Raw genomic sequence first — 23,204 nt, 5'->3', positions numbered from 1 at the left:
CTGACGCGAAAGGAAATCAGCCATGCCATGGAGCCACGGACGCTTACGCCTGCTCCTCACCCTGGCCATCGCCGACCTCCTGCTGCTGGTAGGGGTCTCCTGTACGGACGCCGAGGCGACCGCTCCCGCGGCGCGCGGTGCCCGAGTCATCGCCGAGGAAGGGCGGGGAGCGCGTCTGGTCGACCTCACCGTCGACTCACCGGCCCTGGGCCGCACCGCGAAGGTCCGTCTGCTGACTCCGGACGGCTGGCAGGACCGGCGGCCGGGTGAGAGCTGGCCGACGCTGTATCTGCTGGTCGGCGGCGACGGCAACTACAAAGCCTGGACCGAGGACTACGACGCCCGCCTCCGGGACCTGCCCCAGCTGCGCGACGTACTGGTGGTGATGCCGGAGATGCCGCTGTTCGGCTTCTACAGCGACTGGTTCAACGCGGGCCGGGGCGGCCCTCCCGCTGTGGAGACCTTCCACCTGAAGGAGATGCGCCCGCTGTTGGAACGCCACTACGGAGCGGGTATCCGTCGTGCGGCCGCGGGGGAGTCGCAGGGCGGGTTCGGCGCCCTCTCCTACGCCGCACGCCATCCGGGGCTGTTCCGGGCCGCGGCGAGCTACAGCGGCTTCGTGCACCCGAGCCGGCACCCGCACGCCATCCGGGCCGCGATGACCTACCTGGGCCTGGACTGGACGGCGCTGTGGGGCGACCCGATGGCCCAGCGCGCCAACTGGCAGGCCCACGACCCTTATTACCTGGCTGACCGGCTGCGCACCACGCCCGTCCACCTCTCCGGCGGCGACGGCACAGCAGGCGTCCTGGACCCGCCGGGCACGGAACCGGACCCGGAGATCCCCGGACTGGAGGACCCGTCCGACCCGTTCCCGAAGGACGTGATCTCCCCGACCGAGACGCTCATGGAGCGCGAGTCCCGGGCACTGGCCACCCGCCTGACCTCGGTCGGGACGCCGGTGACGACGCACTTCTACGCGGGCACGCACTCCCCGCCGTACTGGGCACGCGAGTTCCACCGCTCACTGCCCATGCTCCTGAACGCTTTGCATCCAGCTGACGGCGACCGTCCTGATGTTGTCGCGGAAGAGCGCGTCGGCCCGCGCCAGGTCGACCTCACCGTCCGCTCGCCCGCGCTGGGCGGCACGGCCAAGGTCCGGCTGCTGACCCCGGACGGCTGGGAACGGCGGCGGCCCGGACAGACCTGGCCCGTCCTGTACCTCCTGCACGGCGGCTTCGAACCGGAGACGTACAAGACCTGGACCCGCGAGTCCGACGTCGAGGACCTGCCCGAGCTGCGCGATGTCCTGGTAGTGATGCCGGAGGGCGGCCAGGTCGGCTTCTACAGCAACTGGTGGAACCACGGCGCCGGCGGCCCGCCCGCCTGGGAGACCTTCCATCTGGACGAGGCGCGCCCGTTGCTCGAACGCCACTACGGCGCCGGAACGCGCCGTGCGATGGCCGGCCTGTCGATGGGCGGTTTCGGCGCGGTGTCCTACGCCGCCCGCCGCCCGGACCTGTTCCGTGCGGCCGCGAGCTACAGCGGGCCCGTGCACCTGCTCCACCCGCGGATGCGCGAGGTCTGGCCGCAGATGGAGGAGGCGTACGGCCGCGATCTGGGCGCCCTGTGGGGGGACCAGGACGCCCAGCGCGCCATCTGGCAGGCGCACGACCCGCACCACCTGGCCGAGCGCCTGCGCCGCACCCCCGTCTACCTCTCGACCGGAGACGGCACCCCGGGCCCGCTGGACCCGCCAGGCAGCGCGTACGACCCGGCGGAATCCGTCATCCACGACCTGACCCGATCCCTGGATGCCCGGCTGCGGCGGCTCCGTGCCCCCGTGACCAGCCACTTTCACACCGGCACTCACCATCCAGCGTACGGGGAACGGGAGTTGCACCACTCCCTGCCTCTGCTGCTGCGTGCCCTGGGCGCGTGATCCGGCGCGCGTCAGCTCTGGTCGCGGGAGTCTCCGGCGCCCGGCGGCGTGGCCGGCCGGGGCGCATCGGCGGGCGCGGTGGTGGGGCTGGGCGTCACGGTCTCTCCCTCGATCACGCGGGGCGTCGTCGGCTCCCGGGTTGACGCCTGCTCCTCCTTCGCTGCCCTGGCCTCGGCCTTGAGGATGCGGGCCGACTTGCCTGCGGAGCGGGCGAGGTCGGGAAGCTTCTTGGCGGCGAGGACGGCTATGACGACGATGAGGATGACGGCGAGTTCGCTCAGTCCGAACATGCGGGTCCTGTCTTCTGTTTGGCTCGGGCCGAGACGGCCGAGACGGCCGAGCGTATCGGGGACGTGGGGGCGGCGGTGTTCGCCGTCTGAGTCTCTGATCGGTTGCCGTGCCCGGCACGTGGCCGCTGGAGCTGCGGTCTGTCCTCGGTCTACAGGTGGGGTGTGATGGACGGCAGCAGGTCCTGGAAGGTGCGGCCGGCGGCGGGTTCACCGATGGCTTTCATCTGCCAGTTGCCGCCGGTGCGGTGGACCTTGGCCATGATCTGGGCGGTGTGGTTGCCGCCTCCGGTGAGGGTGTAGCGGGCCAGTTCGGCTCCGGTGGTCTCGTCGACCAGGCGGCAGAAGGCGTTCTGTACTTGGGCGAAGGTCTGGCCGGTGAAGGAGTTGACGGTGAAGACGATCTGGTCGATCTGCGCGGGGACGCGGGCCAGGTCGACGAGGATGGCTTCGTCGTCGCCTCCGCTGCCGGCTCCGCCGGTGAGGTTGTCGCCGGTGTGCCGGACGGAGCCGTCGTCGCTGACCAGGTGCTGGAAGAAGACGACGTCCGTGGGTTGGCCGGCGGCGAAGAGGACGGCTGAGGCGTCCAGGTCGATGTCGCCGCCTCCGGTGAGCTTGGCGAGGAAGCCCTTGCGGGGTGCGGCTTGCCAGCCCAGGCCCATCCGGACGGAGGTCAGGGCGCTGCCGTCGGCCTTGCTCAGGCTGATCTGCTGGCCCTTGGTCATGTTGACCGACATGGGGATTGGTTCTCCTTCGGGTTTTGGCACTGTTGAGGGAACTATCCGGGACCGTCTGCTCGGTCGCACGGACCGGCACGGCGGCAAGCCGGTGAGCATGGGCCGCTCTTGGAGTCGGTGGTGGGGGTGGCGGGGAATGGAGGCGTGGGCGGCGCGGGTCGGAGGGCCGGATCGCCTCCGACGCGCCGGCCCAGGTGCGGCGGCACGCTGCGCTCCAGCAGGGCCTGCTGCCAGTCCAGCCGTGCCTGCTCCAGCCGGGCGGGGTACGCGGGGGTGCCGCGCCCGCGTATCGCCGCGCCCAGCAGTGCGGCGACGGCGATGAGAGTGCTCAAGGCCGCGACGAGAGTGAGGATCCAGCCGGCGGTGATGAGCGAGCCAGGCAGTGAGCCCTGCAACGCCGAAGCCCTCTACCCGTCAGGAGACCATGTGGCCCCCGGGCCTGATCCCCGGGGGCGGGCCCGGCACACCCTCGTCGGGCTGCCTGTGTCAGACGTTCACGCCGAAGTCGGCGGCGATCCCGGCCAGGCCGGACGCGTAACCCTGGCCCACCGCGCGGAACTTCCACTCGGCGCCGTGGCGGTAGAGCTCGTCGAAGACCATCGCGGTCTCGGTGGCGGCGTCCTCGGACAGGTCGTAGCGGGCGATCTCGGCGCCGCCGGCCTGGTTGACGACGCGAATGAAGGCGCCCCGGACCTGGCCGAAGCTCTGTCCACGGTTCTCGGCGTCGTGGATGGAGACGGGGAAGACGATCCGGTCGACCTCGGCGGGCACAGCCGCGAGATTCACCTTGACGGACTCGTCGTCGCCCTCGCCCTCGCCAGTGAGGTTGTCGCCGGTGGCGGACGCGGATGCAGCCGCTGCTCCGGGCGGCGAGATGGGCTGTTGGCCGTTCTGTCGTCGCCCGAGCGTGTGGGTCCCTGCTAATCAGCGAGCAAGGGTGAGTCTTGGGCGAGATGCAGGCGGGATCAACTGCCACGATCGACAAGCCATCTCAGCGACCAGGGAGACGAGCCGGCCTTGAGCTTCGCTGTGGGGATACCGGAGATGAAAGGCTGTAACGCACACTAAAGTTCGCTCAGCCTAGAGCGGTTCGTCACCCCACTGGCTGTCGGGGAGGGGACCGCCCCGCCGCCCCGGCAGCCGTACGGCACATGGCCCCTCGGGGGGCGTACCGGAATTCCGGCGCGAGAGGACGGCATGCCACATCAGGACGCCGGACGCCGCGGGGTCGCGCCCCGCAACGGCCCGGGAGACACTTCCCTCACCATGGGCATTGTCGCCCTTGTGGGTTCCTTCATCCCCGTCATCGGTGACTTCGTCGCCGGGCCCCTCGGGCTCCTCGCTCTCCTCCTAGGAGGGCTGGGGGTCTGGAACAACGAGCGGGGCCTCGCCACGAACTTCGGCCCATCCCTCATCGGCGCCACCCTCGGCGCCCTGGCGCTCCTCATCGTCCTGCTCATGTTCGCCGTCACCCGCTGAACGGTGCTCTGAGTACGCGAGCACCAAGTGCGTGCGGACAGTTGCGGCGACCTGGGGGAGACACTCGTTGAGGATGCTCCTGGCCGGGCCGAGGCAGGACCACCATTACGTGTCGGGGGCAGCCATGGCAGGCCCGCAGACGGTCCCTGTATATGTCGCCGGGGATGAAGCCGCCGCAGAAGGCGCTGATCTCACAGCCGGGAACGAACTCATCGGGTGACTCCTTCGGGGAAGTACACACCTGATTCATGACACTCCCGCCTCATCGCCAGCTGGACCTCGGCATCTGGAGACGATCCCCTGGACAGCTCGGCTCCCTGACTGTGTTTCAGCTGGTGAAACGGGGCTTCTTGGTTGATGTGTCGGCGCCTTAAGATCCAATCTCATGCACAGGTGGACGGTTTCCGCACATAGTGCGCGGTTTGTTCTTGGGTTGATACGAATATCCGGCTTGGGGGTGGAACGGTTTCAGCGGATGCCGGGTCTGGCGCCAGGCGATCTCGCCGACGACCTCGCGCGGATTCCGACGACAGCGGTGTTGGCGATGTGGGAACGACTCGCGACCACCGAGCAAGGGCCGGCGATCGCACTGGATGCCATGGGGACCGCCCGGGTCGGTACCTTCGGGCTGTGGGACTACCTGTGCACCAGTGGTCCGGACTTCCGGACCTCGCTTGAGACCGCGCTGGAGTACATGCCTCTCGTGGGCGACGCCGACAACTCCATCCAGACGTCTGAGAACGGCCGCCTGTTCACCCTCCAAGAGGCCGTCGCGCCTGGCCTTCCCGAGGTCGCCGGGACCGTCAACCTGTCGGCGCTCGCGCTGTTCCTGCGGCGCGCGCAGGAGGCCACTGGGAGGCCGATCGTTCCCTTGTCGGTCCGTCTCGCGCACAGCCCGCCCAGGTGCTACCGCCGCTACGGTGACTTCTTCGGCACCTCCAATATCGACTTCGATGCCGGGCGCAATGCGATGACTTTCCTCATCGATGACATGGTCGCTCCCCTGCCCGGCGTCCAGCCGGGACTTGCCGCGCCGCTCCGCGAGTACGCCGACCTGCGGCTGGCGGCTTCCCGCCCCCTCCTCACCCGGCACGACCGATTCAGACAGGCGCTGGCGGCGGCACTCCAGTGCGACAGCCTGTCCCTTGCCGGTGTCGCACGGCGCCTCTCGATGAGCCCGCGCAGCCTGCAACGGCATCTCACCGAACACGGTACGACCTGGAGAGAAGAGGTCGACAGGCTCCGCCACGAGCAAGCGCTCGCCTTGCTGCACGACACCGATCTCCCACTCCAAACGATCGCCGTCCGACTCGGCTACAGCGACGCACGCACACTTCGCCGGGCCGCTCATCGCTGGCAGGGCAAAGCACCTCGAGACCTGAGTGCCGCCCCCGCCGCACACTGCCCGAACACACCAGCGCCGGGCTCCGGGGCGCCCACCTCCCGGTCGAAGGCGTCGTAGCCCTGGATTCGGACTCCGACCAGCAGGGACGGGGCGGCCGGCATGTCCCGCAGGTGGTCGGCAGCGTGGACCAGGTCCTGGATGTTCGAAGGAAATCGGTGCTGCCGAAGTCGCCTCCGGACTGGCCGAGCCCGGTGAAGCCGAATCTGAACACCGCGATCCCGAGCGCGGCCGGCCGACGGGCGATGTGCGCGGCGGCGTGGACGTCCTTGCCGCAGGTGAAGCAGTGGATGAACAGGGCACCCGCACGCGGCCGTCCCTCGGGCAGCTCCAGCAGTCCAGCCAGCACAACCCCGTCCGGCCTGGGACAGGCCATCCGCTCGGTACGTATCCCGACTTCCGCTCCTCATACGCAGCCGCCGGGACAGCGGCGCAACGTCCCCGACGCTACGGCCTGGCGACGGCCCGGTCGCGGGACGCGAACCACCGCCTTGCGGACCGAACGCGCCGCTGCTGCCCGTTGGCGTGAACAGTCCGGTTGCTGGCGCGGGCAGCCCCGCCGAGTGAGGTGATCCGCTCCCTAGCCTTGGAGACGTGCCCCACCGAACGGGCCGAAAGAAAACTTCCCCGAGCGGGAATCGTCGCTCGAATCTAATGGTTGTGACCGCTCGTAAGCGTTAGGAATCCTTGGTGGGAGACCCGGCGCCCCTGTCAGCACGCTCTGAAAGGCTTCTTCATGTCTCGTCTTCCCCTGGTCCAGCCCGAGACCGCGACCGGTGCGGCCGCCGACCTGCTTGCCGGCGTGCAGAAGGCGTTGGGTGTGACGCCGAACATGACCAAGGTGATGGCCAACAGCCCGTCGGTTCTGAAGGCCTACCTCGACTTCTCCGGTGCGCTGGGCGGCGGCGCCCTGTCCGCCCCGGTCCGGGAGCGGATCGCGATCCTGGTCGCTGAGGAGAACGGCTGCGACTACTGCCTGTCCGCGCACACCTACATCGCCACCAACATCGCCAAGCTCGATGCCGACGAGGTCGCCCGCGCCCGCACCGGCCATGCCTCCGACGCCAAGACCGAAGCGATCCTGGCCTTCGCCACCGCGGTCGTCCGCAGCAAGGGGGGAGTCGAGGACTCCGACCTGAAGGCCGCCCGCGAGGCCGGCCTGACCGACGGTGAGATCACCGAGGTCGTCGCGGGCGTCGCCCTCAACGTCTTCACCAACTACCTGAACAAGGCCGCCGACACCGATATCGACTGGCCCGTCGTCCGCACCAACGCCTGATCCATTCCACGTCCGGTGCGGTCCTCGGCCGCACCGGGCACCCCGGAAGGGGACACCATGAGCAACCGCTTCGCGCAGCTCACGTTCACTCCCGACGTCCAACGACACCAGCGCGAGCACGGCAGCGACCGCGCCTACCGCAGGATGACCGAAGGGCCCGCGGAGGCCGATCGGCTCGGCCCCGACGAGACGCTGTTCCTCGGCGAACGCGACAGCTTCTACCTCGCGACGGTCGGCGCGACCGGCTGGCCGTACATCCAGCACCGCGGCGGCCCACGAGGCTTCCTGAAGGTGCTCGACGAACACACGATCGGGTTCGGCGACCTGCGGGGCAACCGCCAGTACATCACCCGCGGCAACCTCGACCACGACGATCGGGTGTCGCTGTTCCTCATGGACTACGCCCACCGGGCCCGACTGAAGATCCTCGGCAGGGCCCGGGCCGTCGAGGACGACCCGGACCTGATCGAAAGGCTGTCCGTCGAGGGCTACCCTGCCAAGGTGGAACGAGCGATCGTCATCGACGTCGAAGGCCTCGACTGGAACTGCCGGCAGCACATCCCGCAACTGTTCCCGGCCGACGCGGTCCATGAGGCGCTGGATTCACTGCGCGAGCGGATCGCCGAGCTCGAACGCGAGAACGCAGAACTGCGCGGGACCCGGCCGTGACCGTGACGACCGGTCCCGTGATGGGCGAACCACTGCCGATCGAGCTGGCCAACGCCACCTACGCGATCCGAGGCCACCCCCAGGACGGGCTGCGAACGGTCGAGCAACTCGCCTTCTGGCTGGAGCAGGTACGCCCCCGGCTGCCGCTCCCGCCGTCCGACGCCGACCTGCGCGACATCGGCCCGCAGGACCTGGTCATGGCCCGGGAACTCCGCGACGCCATCAGAACGCTGGCAGCGGCGGCCGTGGAGCGGACTCCGCCCCCGGCCGCCGCCCTCGACTCCCTCAACCGATGCGTCCGCACCGCCCTGTCCTGGCGGGAACTGCGCTGGGACGACGGCACGTCGGCCGAACCACGCAACGACGCACGCCCCATCACCGCGACCCTGTCAGGCATCGCCGAGCTCGCGGTCGACCTGTTCGCCGGTCCGGCACTGGCCGACCTGCGCGCCTGCCACGCACCCGGCTGCGTCCTGTTCTTCATCAAGGACCACCCCCGCCGCGCATGGTGTTCCCCGGGCTGCGGCAACAGAGCCCGCGCCGCCCGCCACTACCGCCGCACCAAAGCCTGACCGGCACCCGCCGACCACACCGCCGACCACACGGCGAACGGCATCCCGCCGCGTCCCGGCACGGGTGGACTTCTGGGCCGACCGGTGCGGTCCCTGCCACCTGCTCGCCCCGGTGCCGGAACAGCTTGGCGCCCTCAAGTACCTCACCAAGGAGAACGATCGTGATAGCCGACCTGCGCCGTCAGTTCCTCGGCCTGGATGAGGGAACCATCCGCCTCGACGGACCCGCGGGTGCCCAGATGCACCGATCGGTGATCGAGGCCATGGCTGAGCACCTGGACACGGCCAACGCCAACCTGGGCGGCGCCCACGCGGCCAGCCTCGCCGCAGAAGACCTCGTGACCCGAGCCAGACGGCGTACCGCCGACTTCCTCGGCGCGCATCCCGACGAGGTCGGCTTCGGGCTCAACGCCACGGCCATCAACTTCCACCTGAGCAGGAGCGCGGCCAGGGATTTCAAGCCCGGTGACGAGATCGTGGTCACCCGCCTCGACCACGACGCCGCCATCGCCCCGTGGACCGAAGTGGCGGCCGACCGCGGCCTCATCATCCGCATGGTCGGCACCGGCCCGGACAGCCGCCTCGACATGACCGCCCTGGCGAACGCGCTCAACGAGCGGACCCGCGTGGTCGCCTTTCCCTGGGCGAACAACGCCGTCGGCACCATCGTCGACGCCACCGAAGTGGCACGCCTCGCGCACGACGCCGGAGCCATCGCCTGGGCCGATGCCACCCACTACCTGCCGCACGGCCCCGTGAACGCCCTCGCGACGGGCGTGGACGTCGTGATCGGGTCGGCCTACAAGTTCTTCGGACCCCACGTCGGCGTCTTCTACGCCCGCCGGGAACTTCTCGAACAATGGCGGCCCTACCAGATCGGCCACGCCGCCCACGGACATCCCGCCGCCAGATTCGAGCCCGGCACACCGCCCTTCGAATCCCTGGCAGGTCTGACCGCCGCACTCGACTACATCCACACGCTCGGCTGGCAACCCATCCAGGAACAAGAGCAGGCACTCGCCCGCCGCTTCCTCGACGGCCTGCCCGAACGATGGCAACTCCACGGCCTGCCCCACATTGAAGGCCGCACCGCCACCTTCGCCCTGACACTCCCCGACACCGACCCCCACGACCTCGCCAAGACGCTGGCCGAACAAGGAATCGCCGTCGGCTCCGGCGACTTCCACGCACCCCAGATCATGAACCGGCTGGGCCTGCCCCACGGAGCACTACGAGCAGGCTTCCTGCACTACAACACCACCCAGGAAGTCGACCGACTCCTCCAACTACTCGACGAGATCTGACCGCTTCACCAGCCCGCTGACACCTGACCCGCATGGGAGCCCACGATGTACGTCGTCCACGACCACGCCCTGTCCGCCCCGGCCCAAGACGCCCAAGCAGTCGCCCAGGAGCTGAGGGATCGCGCGGAGATCATCGACGCGCTGTACCGGTTCGGTCTCGGTCAGGACCTGAAGGACAGGGACCTCTTCGCCTCGTCCTTCGCCGCCGACGCCGAACTGGACTTCCGCCCGGCGGCGGCCAAATGGGGTGCCGAGCCGCCGCTGATGTCCGGCAGGGACACGATCGTCACCACCATCCTGAGCATGTTCACCGGCCGTGTCGACACCACCCACCAGGTCACCAACCCGCGCGTCGCCATCGACGGCGACACCGCCCGGCTCACCGCGCTGGTCGAAGCCCAGCATCTGCTCACCGCCGACCGGACCGTTCACGCCCTCCTGAAGAACCCCTACGACGTCGATCTCGTTCGCGACGGCGACCGCTGGGTCATACGCCGCATTCACATCGACAACGCCTGGTACACCGGCGACCCCAACGCCTTCTTCGGCGCGTAACCACCACAACACCTCATCGGGTCAGCCCACCCTCGGCGTGAGCTTGTGGTACGGCCTCCCGTCTACCGATGACGCAATCGGATTCAGACCAAACCACTGGGCGCCCTCCAGCATGACCGCTGGCGGGCACTCAGTCGTGCGCTGTGGCCGGCCGGCCGGTCCCGGCACGGGCGGTCGTTCGGCGAAGCGTCCTTGACGTCCGAAGGCGACGGGAAGGCCCGGCTCGGCCCGGCAACCAGGCCGCCGGCCCGGGGGAGCGGACCGGCGTCCTGGTGGACTGCGAGGTGCCCGGAGGGCTATTGCGGAGGGCTATTTCTCCGTCAGCGGGGTGATGGCGATCCGGTCGATCACCGGTGCGTACGGGGATCGTTGGTCGTACTGGTTGTAGGTGGTGCCGTCGAAGTCGGGCAGTTCCTCGGCCGTGAAGCTGATCCGGTTCGTTCCCTTCTTCAGGGTCACCGGGACCGTCAGTTCCCGGAAGTCGTTGAAGTGGAAGGTGGTCGGGAACAGCACCCTGCGCGCCGCCTCGCCGTTCACCGAGAGGTCGGCGTGGCGGGCGATCGGGTCGGGGTTGTAGTGGGTGGCGGGTGCCTGTTCGGCGTTGGAGTAGCGGATGGTCACCGCGTGCCGCCCGGCCTGCTTGGCGTCGACGTCGACGGTGAGGGCGTTCGCCTTTCCGTTGCCGATGTCGGTGACCGCCTTGCCGCCCGTGGCGAAGGTGTACGCCTCCGTGACCTTGGCGGCGCCGCTCAGCGTGCCGTCCTCGGCCTGGTACGCCTTCGTCACCAGGTTGCCGCTCGACGGGGTGACCCGCAGCCGGTCGACGACCAGTTCCTTCTTGGTGCCGGTGACGGTGATCTTGTTGATGCCGCCGGACAGGAACATCCGCGTGACGTCCGTGCCCTTCTTGCCGGCTCCCACCCTGGGGATGTCGAGCTTCTCGCCGTTGAGGGCCACCTTCGCCCTGCCGCCGCCGAGGTGGTCGAGGGACACCGTCGCCTCGCCGTCGGCGGGGGAGTGGACCCAGAAGGTCGCGGAGGCTCCCTTGGGCAGCGGCACCGCGCCCGGCCCCGAGGCGCCGGGGTGGGCGTAGCCGGGCAGGGTGCCCGTGAGGGTGGCGTACTCGGCTTCGTAGATTGCCGGCCGGGTCACGTTCTCGTCGCGCAGTGACAGGTCGACCTTGTCGATGATCGCGTCGCCCTTGGTGACGCCGAGGTCCGGGTCCTGCGCGGCGAGCGTGATCTTGTGCTTGCCTGCGGTGAGCTTCACCGTGGTGTCGGTGTGGCCCCACACCACCCACTTGTAGCCGAGCGGCAGACGCAGTTCCTGCGGGTCCTTGCCGTCGACGCGCAGGAAGACGTTGGTCGGGCCCTGCTCCTTCACCCGGTCGAACAGGTTGTAGGAGTTGGCGAAGACACTCAGGTCGTACGTGCCGTCCTTCGGCACCTCCACGTCGAAGGCGAGCACCCCGTCGGAACCGGTGCGCAGGCCGCCGACGTTGTAGTTGCCGCTGGTCGCGAACTTGCCGACGTTGGAGGGTGTGCCCTCGGGGCCGTTCTTGGTATAGCCGCTGCCGGTGTACGTGGCGTTCTCCGCCTCGTAGGACTTGCGCCAGCTGACGGAGGGATCGGCAGGCTCCCCGCCGTTCCCGCCTGGGGAGAGGATGACCTGGTAGGCGGACATCTCGTTCATGCCGGTCATCGGGAGCGTGACCGTGCCGTCCTCGCCGACCGTGACCTCCTGGTCCGCGAGCCGCAGCGGCTGGGCCGAGTCACCGACCTGCCCGGTCCACGGGATCTCCTGCACGCTGGCGCGCACCGCCGTGCCGAACAGCTTCGGGTCGATGTTCTTGAAGACGACGTCCGCGTCACCGCTCTTGCCGCCGAAGATCGCCCGGGACTGTTTCTTGTCCTCGTCCAGCGTGGCGACGCCCTGGAGCGTGTACTGCTGGTTGGGGTGCGGGGCGGTCACTCCCACCGTGTGACCCGACATCTGGCCGTACGCGTTGAACAGCCACCACTGGCCGTTGCCCTTGTTGGCCTCCACGGCCGAGTCGTTGAGGTTGCCGTCGATGTTCCAGTACGCGAGGTCGGCGTCGATCTTCGACTCCTCGATCGCCGAGACCCACTGGACGACCTGGCCGGGCACGGAGAGGTGGTAGTTGTGCCCGTACTCGTTGACGTTGATGGGCAGCGGGCCGATCCCGATCTCCTTCTCCCACTGCCGGTACTTCGCGACGTTCGTGCGGACCACGGCGGGGTTGGACAGCTCGTGCCAGGTCATCACTTCCGGGACGACGTCATTGGCCTTGGCGTACTGCAGGAAGCCCTTGACCTCGTTGTAGAGGGTGGAGGTGTTCGGGCCCGCGATCCGCGCGTCCGGGTCCAGGTCCTTGATGAGGTGGTAGGCCTCCTTCCAGGCATCGAAGTAGGGCTTCGGGTTCGTACGCCAGGAGACGCCGTTGTAGCTCCACTTGCCCGTGCCGAACATGTTCCCTTCGGGCTCGTTGAAGGGGACGTAGACGACGTTGTCCTTGTAGTCGCCCATGGTCAGGACCTGTTGGACCTGCTTCTTGAGCTTCTCCTTGAAGTCGGCGAGCCGCGCGGGACCGTCGGCGCCCGGCCACTCGTACGGGAAGCCCCGGTAGATGTCGGTCATGTAGATGTAGACGTCCTTGCCGCCCGAGTCCACGAACGGCGGCAGGATCTCCAGCGCGTCCGCCCCCGGGTGCTGCGGACCGTCCTGCGCCTTGGTGGACACCGTGCGCAGGTTCATGCCCTCGATGAGGTTGCGGCTGGGCGCTCCGTCGCCGTAGATCCCGTACAGGCTGCCGCTGGCGCCGCCGTGGAAGGCACCGGTGTCGGTGGCGAGGTCGACGACCAGTTTCTCCGGCTCCGCCGCGCCGGCCTCTCCTGCGGCGGAAATGCCAAGTGTGGAGGCGAGGACCGCCACAGCTATGGCAACGGCTCCCGCCGTTCTTCTTCTGGGTCGCAAGGGGGTCTCCGTGGCTTCGTAGAGGAGTGGGAGTGGGAGTGGGAAGAGTGGGGCGGGCGGCGATGCCGTACGAGCGGGCGTACGGGAGTCTTTTGGCGCCCGGCGGCTCGGTGTCGGCGTACAGGGCAATCCGTGCAGGGACGGATCCATGCGCCCATCGATGGGTCGAACCGGTTCGGTCGAACCGGTTCGCTTAACCGGATCGGGAAGCTAGCACCCAGGAAAACCAGCCAGCAATACCCGCGACACAGAAACCTGCGGCGCGTCGGCCCGCTGCCAAGTGATACGAGCCGCGAGCCCTCGGGACTCGCAGGTCATAGGTGATGTCTGGCTGTGCGGGCGGGGGCAGGTGCACCGCGACGAGGTTTCCAGGCTGTTACGAGAAGTGCGGCGGAGGCATTGACACCCCCGCGGCTTCCTCCTACCTTCACATCACGCGAACCGGTTCGATACCGGGTCGCCATCGGTATCGTGCCCCCAGTACCTGCGGCCGACGGCGGTCTCCTCCCCGAGACCGTCGCACCGGTTCAAGCAAGGAGTCCCGTGAACATCGGTGAGATCGCCAAGCGGGCCGGTGTCTCGCGCAGCACCGTGTCGTACGTGCTGAGCGGCAAACGGCCGGTGTCGGACGGCACCCGCCAGAAGATCCAGCAGGTCATCGACGAGCTGGGCTACCAGCCCAACGCGAGTGCGCGCGCCCTGGCCAACGGCCGGACCAACACCATCGGTCTGGTCTTCCCGCCGGCCGGTAACCACTACACCGGCATGCAGCTCGATTTCATCGGCAATGTCGTCGAGGCCGCCGCGGCCAAGGACTACGACGTGCTGCTCTCTCCGAGCGGTATGGACAGCGACCGCTCGTTCCAGCGGCTTCTGGGTGAACGCCGGGTCGACGGCGCGATCCTGATGGAACTCCGGCTCCAGGACGACAGGTTCGACCACCTCGACTCGGTGGGCCTCCCCGCCGTCGCCATCGGCCGCACAGCACATCCGGAGAACGGCTGGTGGGTCGGCCTGGACCACACCGCGCTGGCGGAGGCCTGCGTGCATCACCTCGCGGACCTCGGGCACCGCACGATCGCCTTCGTCAACCGGCCCGAACAGCTCCTGCGAGCCGGGTACGAATCCGCTCACCGTGGTCTCGAAGGTTTCACCAAGGCCGCGGCGGAGCGCGGAGTCACCAGCCGGACGTACTGCTGCGGGGATGACGCGTCCTCCGGCCAGGCATGTCTGGAGCGAATCCTGCACGACGAGCCGGCCACCACGGCGCTGGTCACGCTGAACGAGGCCGCGCTGGGCGGTCTCTACCGGGGACTGGCCAACGCCGGCCGCCATGTGCCGCGCGACTTCTCCGTCACCGGGGTCGTCGCCAGCCGGTGGGCGGAGACGGTGACCCCGCAGCTCACGGCCGCGGACGTCCCTGCGGAACAGATGGGCCGCCTCGCCGTCGAGTTGCTGGTCGAGCGGCTCGACCATCCCGAAGCACCGGCCCGGCATCACCTGCTCGCGCCGCCGATCTCACTGCGTGCCAGCACCGGGCCCGCAAGCACCGGGTGACCCGGCGGCGTACGGGCTGAATCCGGCTCCGGCATGAACGCCTGACGCCCGCCCCTGTAACCAGTAGCACCCTCCGCGTCCCACCTACCCTTCCCCTCGCACGCCCTGAACTGCCTTACCGAACTCCCTTATCGGCCGATCGGCCGACTGAAGCCCTCTCATCACCCTCCCTGGCACGCCCATGCCAAATACCAGAGGAACAGCCCCATGAACAGATCCACCGGACGCCGTCTCGCCGCCGCGGCCATGACCGTCGTCGCCCTCACCGCCTCCACCGCCGCATGCTCCTCCGGCGACGGCAACACGTCCGCGGAGTCGGCGGACGGCGGTACGTACACCGTCTGGGACCCGTACCCGCAGTTCGACAAGAGCTCGGCGTGGGCGAAGCTGCTGGACAGCTGCGGCACCGAAGCCGGTGTGAAGATCAAGCGGACGGCGTACGACACGAGCGATCTGACGAACAAGGCGCTGCTGGCGGCGCAGCAGGACAACTCCGCCGACGTGCTCATCGTCGACAACCCCGTGGTGTCGACCCTGGCCGAGGGCGGGGTGCTGACCACGACCGACGACAACAAGCTGGACACCTCCAAGGTGGACCCGAACCTCCTCGCGGCCGGTCAGACGGGCGGGAAGACGTACGGCACGCCGATCGGCGCCAACACCCTGGCCCTGTACTACAACAAGGAGGTCCTCAAGGCCGCGGGCGTGGACATCGCCTCGGTGAAGGACTGGGACTCGCTGACGGCGGCGCTGGCGAAGGTCGACAAGGCGGGCAAGAAGGGCATCACCTTCTCCGCGATCGGCACGGAGGAGGGCAGCTTCCAGTTCCTGCCGTGGTTCTGGGGCTCCGACGCGAAGCTGACCGAACTCGACTCGGCCGAGGGCGTCTCGGCGCTGAAGCTGTGGAGCGACTGGCTGAAGAAGGGCTACGCCCCCAACTCGGTGATCAACAACACCCAGACCACCAGCTGGCAGGAGTTCGCGAGCGGCGACTACGCCTTCGCCGAGAACGGCACCTGGCAGCTCGCGGGCGCCGAGAAGGCCGGCTTCGAGTACGGGGTCATCCCCGTACCGGCCGCCAAGGGAGGCAGCGCCGCCGCCCCGACAGGCGGGGAGTTCGTCACCATCCCGGTGCAGGGCGAGACCGGCCGCTACGCCACCTCGCAGAAGCTCGTTTCCTGCCTGACCAACTCGCAGAACCTGCTCGACACCGACACCACGCTGTCGTACGTCGCGCCCACCGGCGAGGTGCAGGACAAGCAGGTCGCGGCCGACCCGAAGCTGAAGCCCTGGGTGGACGCCGTCAAGGCCGCCAAGGGACGTACCAGTGACGACCTCGGCACCAAGTACCCCAAGATCTCCGAGCAGATGTGGAAGGCGGTCCAGTCCGCCCTCAGCGGGTCACAGTCGCCGAAGGACGCGCTCACCGCGGCGCAGGACGCCGTCAAGTAACCGGAACCCGGGGCCCGTTGATGAACCGCACGACACAACTGCCGGACCGTCGGACCGTGCGTGACCGGAAAGGGGCGGCCACCGCCGCCCCGCCCCCGCCGCGCACGGCGCCACGGCGCCGTCCCACCTCCCAGCAGTGGGCCGCCTGGGGATTCCTCGCCCCGGTGACCCTCTACCTCATCCTCTTCTACGCCTATCCGCTCTACCGCAACGTCGATCTGAGCCTCAGGAACTACACGGTTCGCTCCTTCGTCCAGGGCGACGCGCCCTTCACGGGCCTGGAGAACTACCTGACGGTCTTCGACGACCCGACGTTCGCCCCCGCACTGATGCACACCGTGGTGTTCACGGTGGTGTCGCTGGTCTTCCAGTACGCCATCGGCCTGGCCCTCGCGGTCTTCTTCACCCAGCACTTCCGGCTCTCCGCCACGCTGCGCGCCCTGTTCCTCGTACCGTGGCTGCTGCCGCTCATCGTGTCGGCCTCCACCTGGTCGTGGATGCTCAACAGCGACTCCGGTGTCGTCAACGCCGCCCTGCACGCCGTCGGGATCGACGCGGTGAACTGGCTGACCTCGCCGTCCTGGTCGCTGACCTCCGTGATCCTCGCGAACGTCTGGATCGGCGTCCCGTTCAACCTGGTGGTGCTCTACAGCGGTCTGCAGTCGATCCCCGCCAGCCTGTACGAGGCGGCGGCTCTCGACGGCGCGAACGCCTGGCAACGCTTCTGGCGCATCACCTTCCCGCTGCTGCGCCCGGTGTCCGCCATCACCCTGCTGCTGGGCCTGGTCTACACGCTCAAGGTCTTCGACATCATCTGGATCATGACCAAGGGCGGCCCGGCCGACTCGTCCACCACCTTCGCCACCTGGTCGTACCAGCTCGGCTTCGGCAACCTGCTCCCCGCCTTCGGCCCCGGTGCGGCCGTCGGCAACCTGCTCGTCGTCGCCGCACTGGTCTTCGGCCTGGTGTACCTGAGGGTCCAGCGAAAGCAGTACGCCTCATGACCACCGCGACCACAACACGACCGCGCCCCCGTCCGGGCCGGGGCCGGGGCCGGACCACCTGGTGGCAGACGGCGACGGGCCTCGCGCTCACGGCCGTCATGCTCTTCCCGGTCTACTGGATGCTGAACGTGTCCTTCACCCGCGACCAGGACATGCGCAAGTCGCCACCTGACTGGTTTCCCGTGAACGGAACGCTGGACGGTTACCGTGCCGTCCTCGACCAGCAACTTCCCTATCTCGCCACGAGTTTGGTCATCGGCCTGGGCACGGTCGTGCTGACCGTGGCGCTGGCCGCGCCCGCCGGCTACGCCCTGGCCAAACTGCGGCCACGCGGCGGCGGCGTGCTCAGCTTCCTCTTCCTGGTCGCCCAGATGATCCCCGGAATCATCATGGCGATGGGCTTCTACGCGATCTACCTCAGCCTCGGCCTGCTCCAGTCGGTACCCGGACTCATCGTCGCGGACTCCACCCTGGCCGTCCCCTTCGCCGTACTCATCTTCACCGCGTTCATGTCCGGCATCCCCGGCGAACTGCTCCAGGCCGCGAAGACGGACGGAGCCGGACCCCTGCGCACCTTCTGGTCGATCGTCCTGCCCATGAGCCGCAACTCGATCGTCACGGTGTCCCTGTTCGCGTTCCTGTGGTCCTGGTCCGACTTCATCTTCGCCAGCACCCTCGTCAACGGCGGCGCCCACGAACCGATCACCCTCGGCATCTACCAGTACATCGGCAACAACAACCAGGAGTGGAACGCCATCATGGCCACCGCCGTCGTGGCCTCGCTGCCCGCCGCGGTGATCCTCGTCCTCGCCCAGCGCTACGTCGCCGCGGGCGTGACCGCCGGAGCCGTCAAGGACTGACCTCCTCCCCGGCCACCGCACACCTCTCCACCCCCACCGCTGAAGAAACGAGTAACATCTCATGACCGCGGCCCGATCCGGACCGGCCTTCTCCATTCGTGACATCCCGTTCAGCACGTACGGATCCTGGTTCGACATCTCGCCCGTGGTGGCGGAGAAGACGTACGCCGAGGACCTCCACCTGGTCTCCCACCAGAACGGCATGCACGCGGTCCTGTGTTTCGTCCCCCTGGACACGGCGACAGGTGACCGGGCGGAGAACCTCGTGGAGGCGACACCGAGCCGACTGAGCTGGACCGGTGCGGGCGGGCGAATCGACCTCGCCTACGAGACACCGGACACCGTCCGCCTGCGCGGCGGGGGACTGGACCTGCGCGTCGCCGCGGCGGCGAAGACCCTGACCCCGTTCAGCGGCAGCTACTTCTACCGCGACCCGGTTGCCGACGCGTACGTGTTCACCTCCTACGAGACCGGTCGCCGCTACCGGATCACCGTGCTGTCCGGCACCGTGGCCGACTCGTCCGGCACAGAGCTCCTTGGCAGCGGCGACCGCGGTGTCACCGTCTCCGGCGACGCCGACGGGGCCTGGGAGATCGCCGTCGAGGAGTTCGACTCGGCGCGGCGGCCCTTCACCTCCTCGGCGACGTTCGACCAGGTCGTGGCGGCAGCGCAGCGCTCGTTCGCCGAGTTCGCCGACGTGGTGGCCCCCTGGCGCTCGTCGGGCACGCCGGCCGCCGAACTCGCCGCGTACGTGGTGTGGTCCGCGACCGTGCGCCCGGCGGGCCTGGTCACCCGGCCCGCGGTGCTGATGTCCAAACACTGGATGGACAAGGTCTGGAGCTGGGACCACTGCTTCAACGCCCTTGCGCTGGCCCCCGGTTCATCTGACCTGGCCTGGGACCAGTTCTCGCTGCCCTTCGACCACCAGGACGACAGCGGGGCGCTGCCCGACTCGGTCACCCACTCCGAGGTCCTCTACAACTTCGTCAAACCGCCCATCCACGGCTGGACCCTGGGCCATCTGCGCCGACGCCTCCCCGAACCCCTCGACCAGGCGGAACTGGCCGAGACGTACGGCAGGCTGAGACGCTGGACCGACTTCTGGCTCACCGCCCGGCGCGCACCCGGCGCCGCCCTGCCGCACTACCAGCACGGCAACGACAGCGGCTGGGACAACGCCACGACCTTCGACCCCCAGCGGGTGATCGTCACCGCCGACCTGGCCGCCTTCCTCATCCTTCAGCTGCGTGAACTCGCCGCCCTGGCAATCGAGTTGGGGCGCTCCGACGACGCCCTGCAGTGGACGCGCACGGCTGACGCGACCCAGGCCGCGATGCTCGACCAGCTGTGGACCGGCGACCGGTTCGTCGCCCGCGCAGTCCACAGCGGGGACACCTGGAGCACCTCCAGCCTGCTCGACCTGATGCCGATCGCGCTGGGTGAGCATCTGCCGGAGGGCGTCAGCGCCGTGCTGGCCGAACGTATCGAGGCACACCTGACCGCGTACGGCCTGGCCACCGAACTGCCCACCTCACCGCACTACCTGCCCGACGGCTACTGGCGCGGCCCGATCTGGGCCCCCGCCACCGTTCTCGTCGAGGACGGCCTGCGCCGCGCCGGCCACGTCCGTCTGGCGGACGAGATCAGCGCCCGCTTCCGTGCCCTGTGCGAGACGAACGGCTTCGCGGAGAACTTCGACGCCCTGACCGGGGCGGGCCTGCGCGACCGTGCCTACACCTGGACCGCCAGCAGTTACCTCCTCCTCGCCGAGGCCCACGAGCTCCGCCGCACCGCGAACGCCGCGCCGACCGGCGGATGAGACCACCTGGGCGCCCCGCCCAGGCAGCACTCCCCCCAAGGAGACCCGCACATGTCCACACCCCGCATCGTTCCCCCGCCAAGACGCACCCCCAGAACCGGCACCGCGGGAGGCCGTCGCCTCCGCACCTCCACCGCGCTCGCCGTACTGCTCGCGTCGCTCGCCGCCGTCGCCCTCCCCGGCACAGCGGCGCAAGCTGCCGACACCACGGTCACCGTCGACTTCGCCACGGCCGGGGGCGCCCCCGCCTACGGCGCCTCGGGCACGATCTACGGGATGACCGAGGACGGTTCGCTGCCCCAGGACCACTTCTACGACGACATCAAGTGGCAGTTCATGCGGGCCGGCGGTGCCCAGCTGGACAACCCCGGTGGCTGGGTCGCCGGCAAGTACGACCGCCGCTGGAACTCCACCCGCGTCCAGTACCAGCGCACCAAGGAGCTGGGCGGAACCTTCGTCATCCTGCCGCACGACCTGTGGGGCGCCGACGGGACCACCAGCCCCACCTTCCCCGGTGACAACGGCGACTGGTCCGCCTTCGACTCCTTCTACGACCGCCTCATCGCCGACGTGCGGGCGGCCGGCATGACCGACGTCCAGTGGGACATCTGGAACGAACCCGACTGGACTCCCTTCTGGGATCGGTCCCAGGCCCAGTACCTGGAGATGTGGAAGCGCGCCTACCAGCGGATCCGAGCCGCCATCCCGGGCGCGGTCGTCGTCGGCCCCAGCAGCGCCTTCAAGCCCGCCTCGAACGGCTCCACCTGGTGGAACACGTACCTGGACTACGTGAAGGCGAACAACGTCGAGCCGGACATCTACAGCTGGCACGACCTGCCGGGTGACCCGGTCGCCGATGCCAACGCCGTGAGATCGAAGCTGTCGGCGCGGTCGATGACGACGAGCCGTCCGTTCCAGGTCAACGAGTACGCCAGCACCAGCGAGCAGAACCCCGGTCGTGGCGGCTGGTACATCTCGCGTCTGGAGCGGGCGGGGGCGGACGGCCTGCGCGCGAACTGGGCCTCCGCCGGCAATCTGCACGACTTCCAGGCGAAGCTGCTGACCAAGACCGGCAGTCAGTACCTGCCGCTGGGGGAGTGGTTCCTCTACCGCTACTACGGTTCGCAGACCGGCAACATCGTCAAGGTCACCCAGGGCACCGGCACCGACGCCCTGGCCACCAAGGACAACACCGCCAAGAACGCGAAGATCCTGCTCGGCAGCAACGGCAACACCGGCAACATCACCGTCGGCCTCAACCGCCTGGACACCACGGGCGTCGTCGAGAACGGCCGCGTCCGTGCGGTCGTGCAGCGCGTCCCGAACAACGGCGGCGCCGCCGTGACCGGCCCGGTCACCGTCTCCGATCACACCCTGACCGTCAGCGGCAACTCCGCTTCGGTCACCGTGCCCTGGACGGACTCCAGGGACGGCTACACCGTCACCCTGCTCCCGCCGTCCAACACCGCGATCTCGACGGTCGCGGTCGCCCAGCACAGCAGCCAGTGCCTGGACGACACCAACCGGTCCACGGCCAACGGCACGCAGTACCAGCAGTACCACTGCGAGGGCGGCTACCAGCAGATGCTCGACTTCAAGCCGGTGGCCGGCAAGCCGAACACGTACACCGTGGTCAACCAGCACAGTGGCAAGTGCCTGGACGTCTCCGGAGCCTCCACCGCCGACGGCGCCGCTGTCATCCAGTACACCTGTTCCGGCGGCACCAACCAGCAGTTCACCCTCAACCCCGTCACCGCGCTCGGCAACGGCCAGGACTACCAGCTGGCCGCCGTCCACAGCGGCAAGTGCGTCGACGTCAGTGAGATCTCGACGGCACCCGGCGCGAAGCTCCACCAGTGGACCTGCGACCCGGCAAGCGCACTGAACACCAAGCGGAACCAGATCTGGCGCCTGCTCGGCAAGAGCTGAGGCCGGCCCGGCACATCCGACGGGGTCTCCCGGCTGTCACTGGCAGACCCCGCTCGTGTCAGGCCGCGACTGAGCCGACGACGTCAGCACAGCCCTGGCACCGCACGCTCTGCCCGGCGGCTACCCCATTCGCGGAGTCGGAGTGAGAAATAGCGCCCTGATACGAGGTCAACTGCCTCGGGTCCTCTCTCCGACATTCCGGGCGTGGTCGCGGCGGCGCGCAGCGTGTCGGGGGTGGTCGGGGTCCCCAGAGTGCGTACCCGGCCATGCAGCCGGTTCAGCCGTGGTTCGCTGGTGACGACGCGGTGAAGGACCGCCAGAGGCGGGCCCTGGCCGAAAGGCTCGCCGGCGCCGGCGGATCGGCCCCCGGCGCCCGGTACTCAGGTCAGGTCCAGCACCATGGCGCAATGCTCCGGCGCACCCTCGAACGTCACGGTCTTCGCGCTTGTTCGCCTTGGCGCCCAGCGGCCTGGCCAGCCGCGCCCTGACCGCGCAGATCTGCCTCCGCAGCCAGTCCAGGTGGGCGGCCTGCCCGCGCCGTGCCAGCGCCCACTGAACGTGCGTGGCCTTGGTAATACTGCCCGCCCAGCGCGCCGACGGCTTCACCGTCAGCTCCCGCTTGCGCACCGCCCACCCGGCGGCATCGTGTCCCGGCCCCTGCCGGGAGCGTTCCGCGAGATCCCCGGCGGCCAGCGAACCGAGAACCACGCCGACCTCGGCGAGCACGGCCGCATCCGCCTCGCTCACCCGCAGCCGGTCCCGGATGGACACCCCGGCGGGACCGGCCACCACGAACGATGCCACCAACTCCCTTAACCCGCCCACCCGTTCACCCCCGCCCGGCCGAAAATCCCGTCAGGGCACGCAACGAGCACCAGCCACAAAGGTCACTCATTCGACCCACAAACTCCCGTTCCCCTCCCGAAGAACGAAAACCGAGAACACACCCCATGACAGAGGGGACCAACCCGGCCCAGGTCCCGGGCGCCAGCCAACCGCATCCGCCTCCGGCACTCACTCACACTCACCAAAGGTCACTCCCGCTCAGTAAATCGGCACCAGTTCCCAACCCCTCGTACAGGGCACGCACCTTGCCGTGAGCCTTGTGCACCAGCAGCGTGACCCGCTGTTCCGGGCGGCCGGCCGGCAGCGCGTCGTGGGGGCTCTATTGGTAGCGCTCACGGCACCGGGTGGAGTCAGGGTTGGCGTGCCGCCCCTTCGGGTCCCATTAGGACACCGGGGTCGAAACAGGCGGGAATCCCGCAGGCATCCCCTTTAGACCGTGTCCTACGTGGTGAGGCGGACGTTGGTCTGTTCATGGGGCGGGGTACGTGGAGTTGGATTGTTCCGGACGGGCTGTGGG

General features: G+C 68.9%; 18 protein-coding genes and 1 pseudogene. 14 read left to right on the top strand and 5 right to left on the bottom strand.

Annotated elements, in window-relative coordinates; translation table 11 throughout:
• Positions 1-22: 22 nt before the first annotated feature.
• Positions 23-1,942 carry an alpha/beta hydrolase gene (locus GAS53_RS58045; RefSeq protein WP_318723145.1) on the top strand — a complete coding sequence of 640 codons (1,920 nt, stop codon included), beginning with the start codon at positions 23-25 and terminating at the stop codon, positions 1,940-1,942.
• A gap of 11 nt (positions 1,943-1,953) precedes the next feature.
• Here GAS53_RS58045 and GAS53_RS29300 read toward each other — a convergent pair whose 3' ends face one another.
• The 4 genes and pseudogenes from GAS53_RS29300 to GAS53_RS29285 all read right to left on the bottom strand — a co-directional run.
• Positions 1,954-2,232 carry a twin-arginine translocase TatA/TatE family subunit gene (locus GAS53_RS29300; RefSeq protein ID WP_225859156.1) on the bottom strand — a complete coding sequence of 93 codons (279 nt, stop codon included), beginning with the start codon at positions 2,230-2,232 and terminating at the stop codon, positions 1,954-1,956.
• A 149-nt stretch (positions 2,233-2,381) separates the two neighbouring features.
• Positions 2,382-2,966, bottom strand: a complete 585-nt coding sequence (locus GAS53_RS29295; RefSeq protein WP_151480734.1) for a TerD family protein — start codon at positions 2,964-2,966, stop codon at positions 2,382-2,384.
• A 41-nt stretch (positions 2,967-3,007) separates the two neighbouring features.
• Entirely contained in the window at positions 3,008-3,298 is a 291-nt protein-coding gene (locus tag GAS53_RS29290) for a hypothetical protein (protein ID WP_151480733.1), read from the bottom strand.
• A 154-nt stretch (positions 3,299-3,452) separates the two neighbouring features.
• Positions 3,453-3,809, bottom strand: a pseudogene (locus GAS53_RS29285) (TerD family protein); the annotation flags it as partial.
• A 354-nt stretch (positions 3,810-4,163) separates the two neighbouring features.
• Between GAS53_RS29285 and GAS53_RS29280 the strand changes: the two are divergent.
• From GAS53_RS29280 to GAS53_RS29250, 7 genes are all read left to right on the top strand, one after another.
• Positions 4,164-4,445: a hypothetical protein gene (locus GAS53_RS29280; RefSeq protein ID WP_151480732.1), complete on the top strand. Its 282-nt coding sequence runs from the start codon at positions 4,164-4,166 to the stop codon at positions 4,443-4,445.
• Positions 4,446-4,830: 385 nt separating this feature from the next.
• Positions 4,831-5,907, top strand: coding sequence for an AraC family transcriptional regulator (locus GAS53_RS29275; RefSeq protein WP_151480731.1), 1,077 nt, complete (start codon positions 4,831-4,833; stop codon positions 5,905-5,907).
• A gap of 676 nt (positions 5,908-6,583) precedes the next feature.
• On the top strand, positions 6,584-7,126 hold the full coding sequence (locus GAS53_RS29270) for a carboxymuconolactone decarboxylase family protein (RefSeq protein ID WP_151480730.1): 543 nt from the start codon (positions 6,584-6,586) through the stop codon (positions 7,124-7,126).
• A 57-nt stretch (positions 7,127-7,183) separates the two neighbouring features.
• On the top strand, positions 7,184-7,795 hold the full coding sequence (locus GAS53_RS29265) for a pyridoxamine 5'-phosphate oxidase family protein (RefSeq protein ID WP_151480729.1): 612 nt from the start codon (positions 7,184-7,186) through the stop codon (positions 7,793-7,795).
• Entirely contained in the window at positions 7,792-8,367 is a 576-nt protein-coding gene (locus GAS53_RS29260; RefSeq protein ID WP_225859155.1) for a CGNR zinc finger domain-containing protein, read from the top strand. The genes GAS53_RS29265 and GAS53_RS29260 overlap by 4 nt, the downstream gene beginning before the upstream one ends.
• Before the next feature lie 161 nt (positions 8,368-8,528).
• Positions 8,529-9,671: an aminotransferase class V-fold PLP-dependent enzyme gene (locus GAS53_RS29255; protein ID WP_225859154.1), complete on the top strand. Its 1,143-nt coding sequence runs from the start codon at positions 8,529-8,531 to the stop codon at positions 9,669-9,671.
• A gap of 45 nt (positions 9,672-9,716) precedes the next feature.
• Positions 9,717-10,226, top strand: coding sequence for a nuclear transport factor 2 family protein (locus tag GAS53_RS29250; protein WP_151480727.1), 510 nt, complete (start codon positions 9,717-9,719; stop codon positions 10,224-10,226).
• A gap of 309 nt (positions 10,227-10,535) precedes the next feature.
• On the opposite strand, the gene GAS53_RS29245 is transcribed toward GAS53_RS29250, so the two are convergent.
• A complete protein-coding gene (locus GAS53_RS29245; protein ID WP_151480815.1) occupies positions 10,536-13,178 on the bottom strand; it encodes a cellulosome protein in 2,643 nt (880 codons plus the stop codon).
• 585 nt (positions 13,179-13,763) lie between these two features.
• Here GAS53_RS29245 and GAS53_RS29240 point away from each other — a divergent pair.
• From GAS53_RS29240 to GAS53_RS29215, 6 genes are all read left to right on the top strand, one after another.
• Positions 13,764-14,777 carry a LacI family DNA-binding transcriptional regulator gene (locus GAS53_RS29240; RefSeq protein ID WP_151480726.1) on the top strand — a complete coding sequence of 338 codons (1,014 nt, stop codon included), beginning with the start codon at positions 13,764-13,766 and terminating at the stop codon, positions 14,775-14,777.
• 207 nt (positions 14,778-14,984) lie between these two features.
• Positions 14,985-16,229: a sugar ABC transporter substrate-binding protein gene (locus GAS53_RS29235; protein WP_151480725.1), complete on the top strand. Its 1,245-nt coding sequence runs from the start codon at positions 14,985-14,987 to the stop codon at positions 16,227-16,229.
• Between the two features lie 20 nt (positions 16,230-16,249).
• The gene (locus GAS53_RS29230; protein WP_151480724.1) at positions 16,250-17,233 is read left to right on the top strand and encodes a carbohydrate ABC transporter permease; all 984 of its coding nucleotides are present in this window, start codon (positions 16,250-16,252) and stop codon (positions 17,231-17,233) included.
• Positions 17,230-18,093 (top strand): carbohydrate ABC transporter permease, encoded by an 864-nt coding sequence (locus GAS53_RS29225; RefSeq protein ID WP_151480723.1) that lies wholly within the window; start codon positions 17,230-17,232, stop codon positions 18,091-18,093. The genes GAS53_RS29230 and GAS53_RS29225 overlap by 4 nt, the downstream gene beginning before the upstream one ends.
• 61 nt (positions 18,094-18,154) lie before the next feature.
• Positions 18,155-19,912, top strand: a complete 1,758-nt coding sequence (locus GAS53_RS29220) for an amylo-alpha-1,6-glucosidase (RefSeq protein WP_151480722.1) — start codon at positions 18,155-18,157, stop codon at positions 19,910-19,912.
• A gap of 51 nt (positions 19,913-19,963) precedes the next feature.
• Positions 19,964-21,841 carry an RICIN domain-containing protein gene (locus GAS53_RS29215; RefSeq protein WP_151480721.1) on the top strand — a complete coding sequence of 626 codons (1,878 nt, stop codon included), beginning with the start codon at positions 19,964-19,966 and terminating at the stop codon, positions 21,839-21,841.
• Positions 21,842-23,204: the final 1,363 nt, after the last annotated feature.

The sequence above is a fragment of the Streptomyces albicerus genome, assembly GCF_008905045.1.
Lineage (GTDB): Bacteria > Actinomycetota > Actinomycetes > Streptomycetales > Streptomycetaceae > Streptomyces > Streptomyces albicerus.
This window is presented reverse-complemented; position numbering and strand designations above follow the sequence as displayed.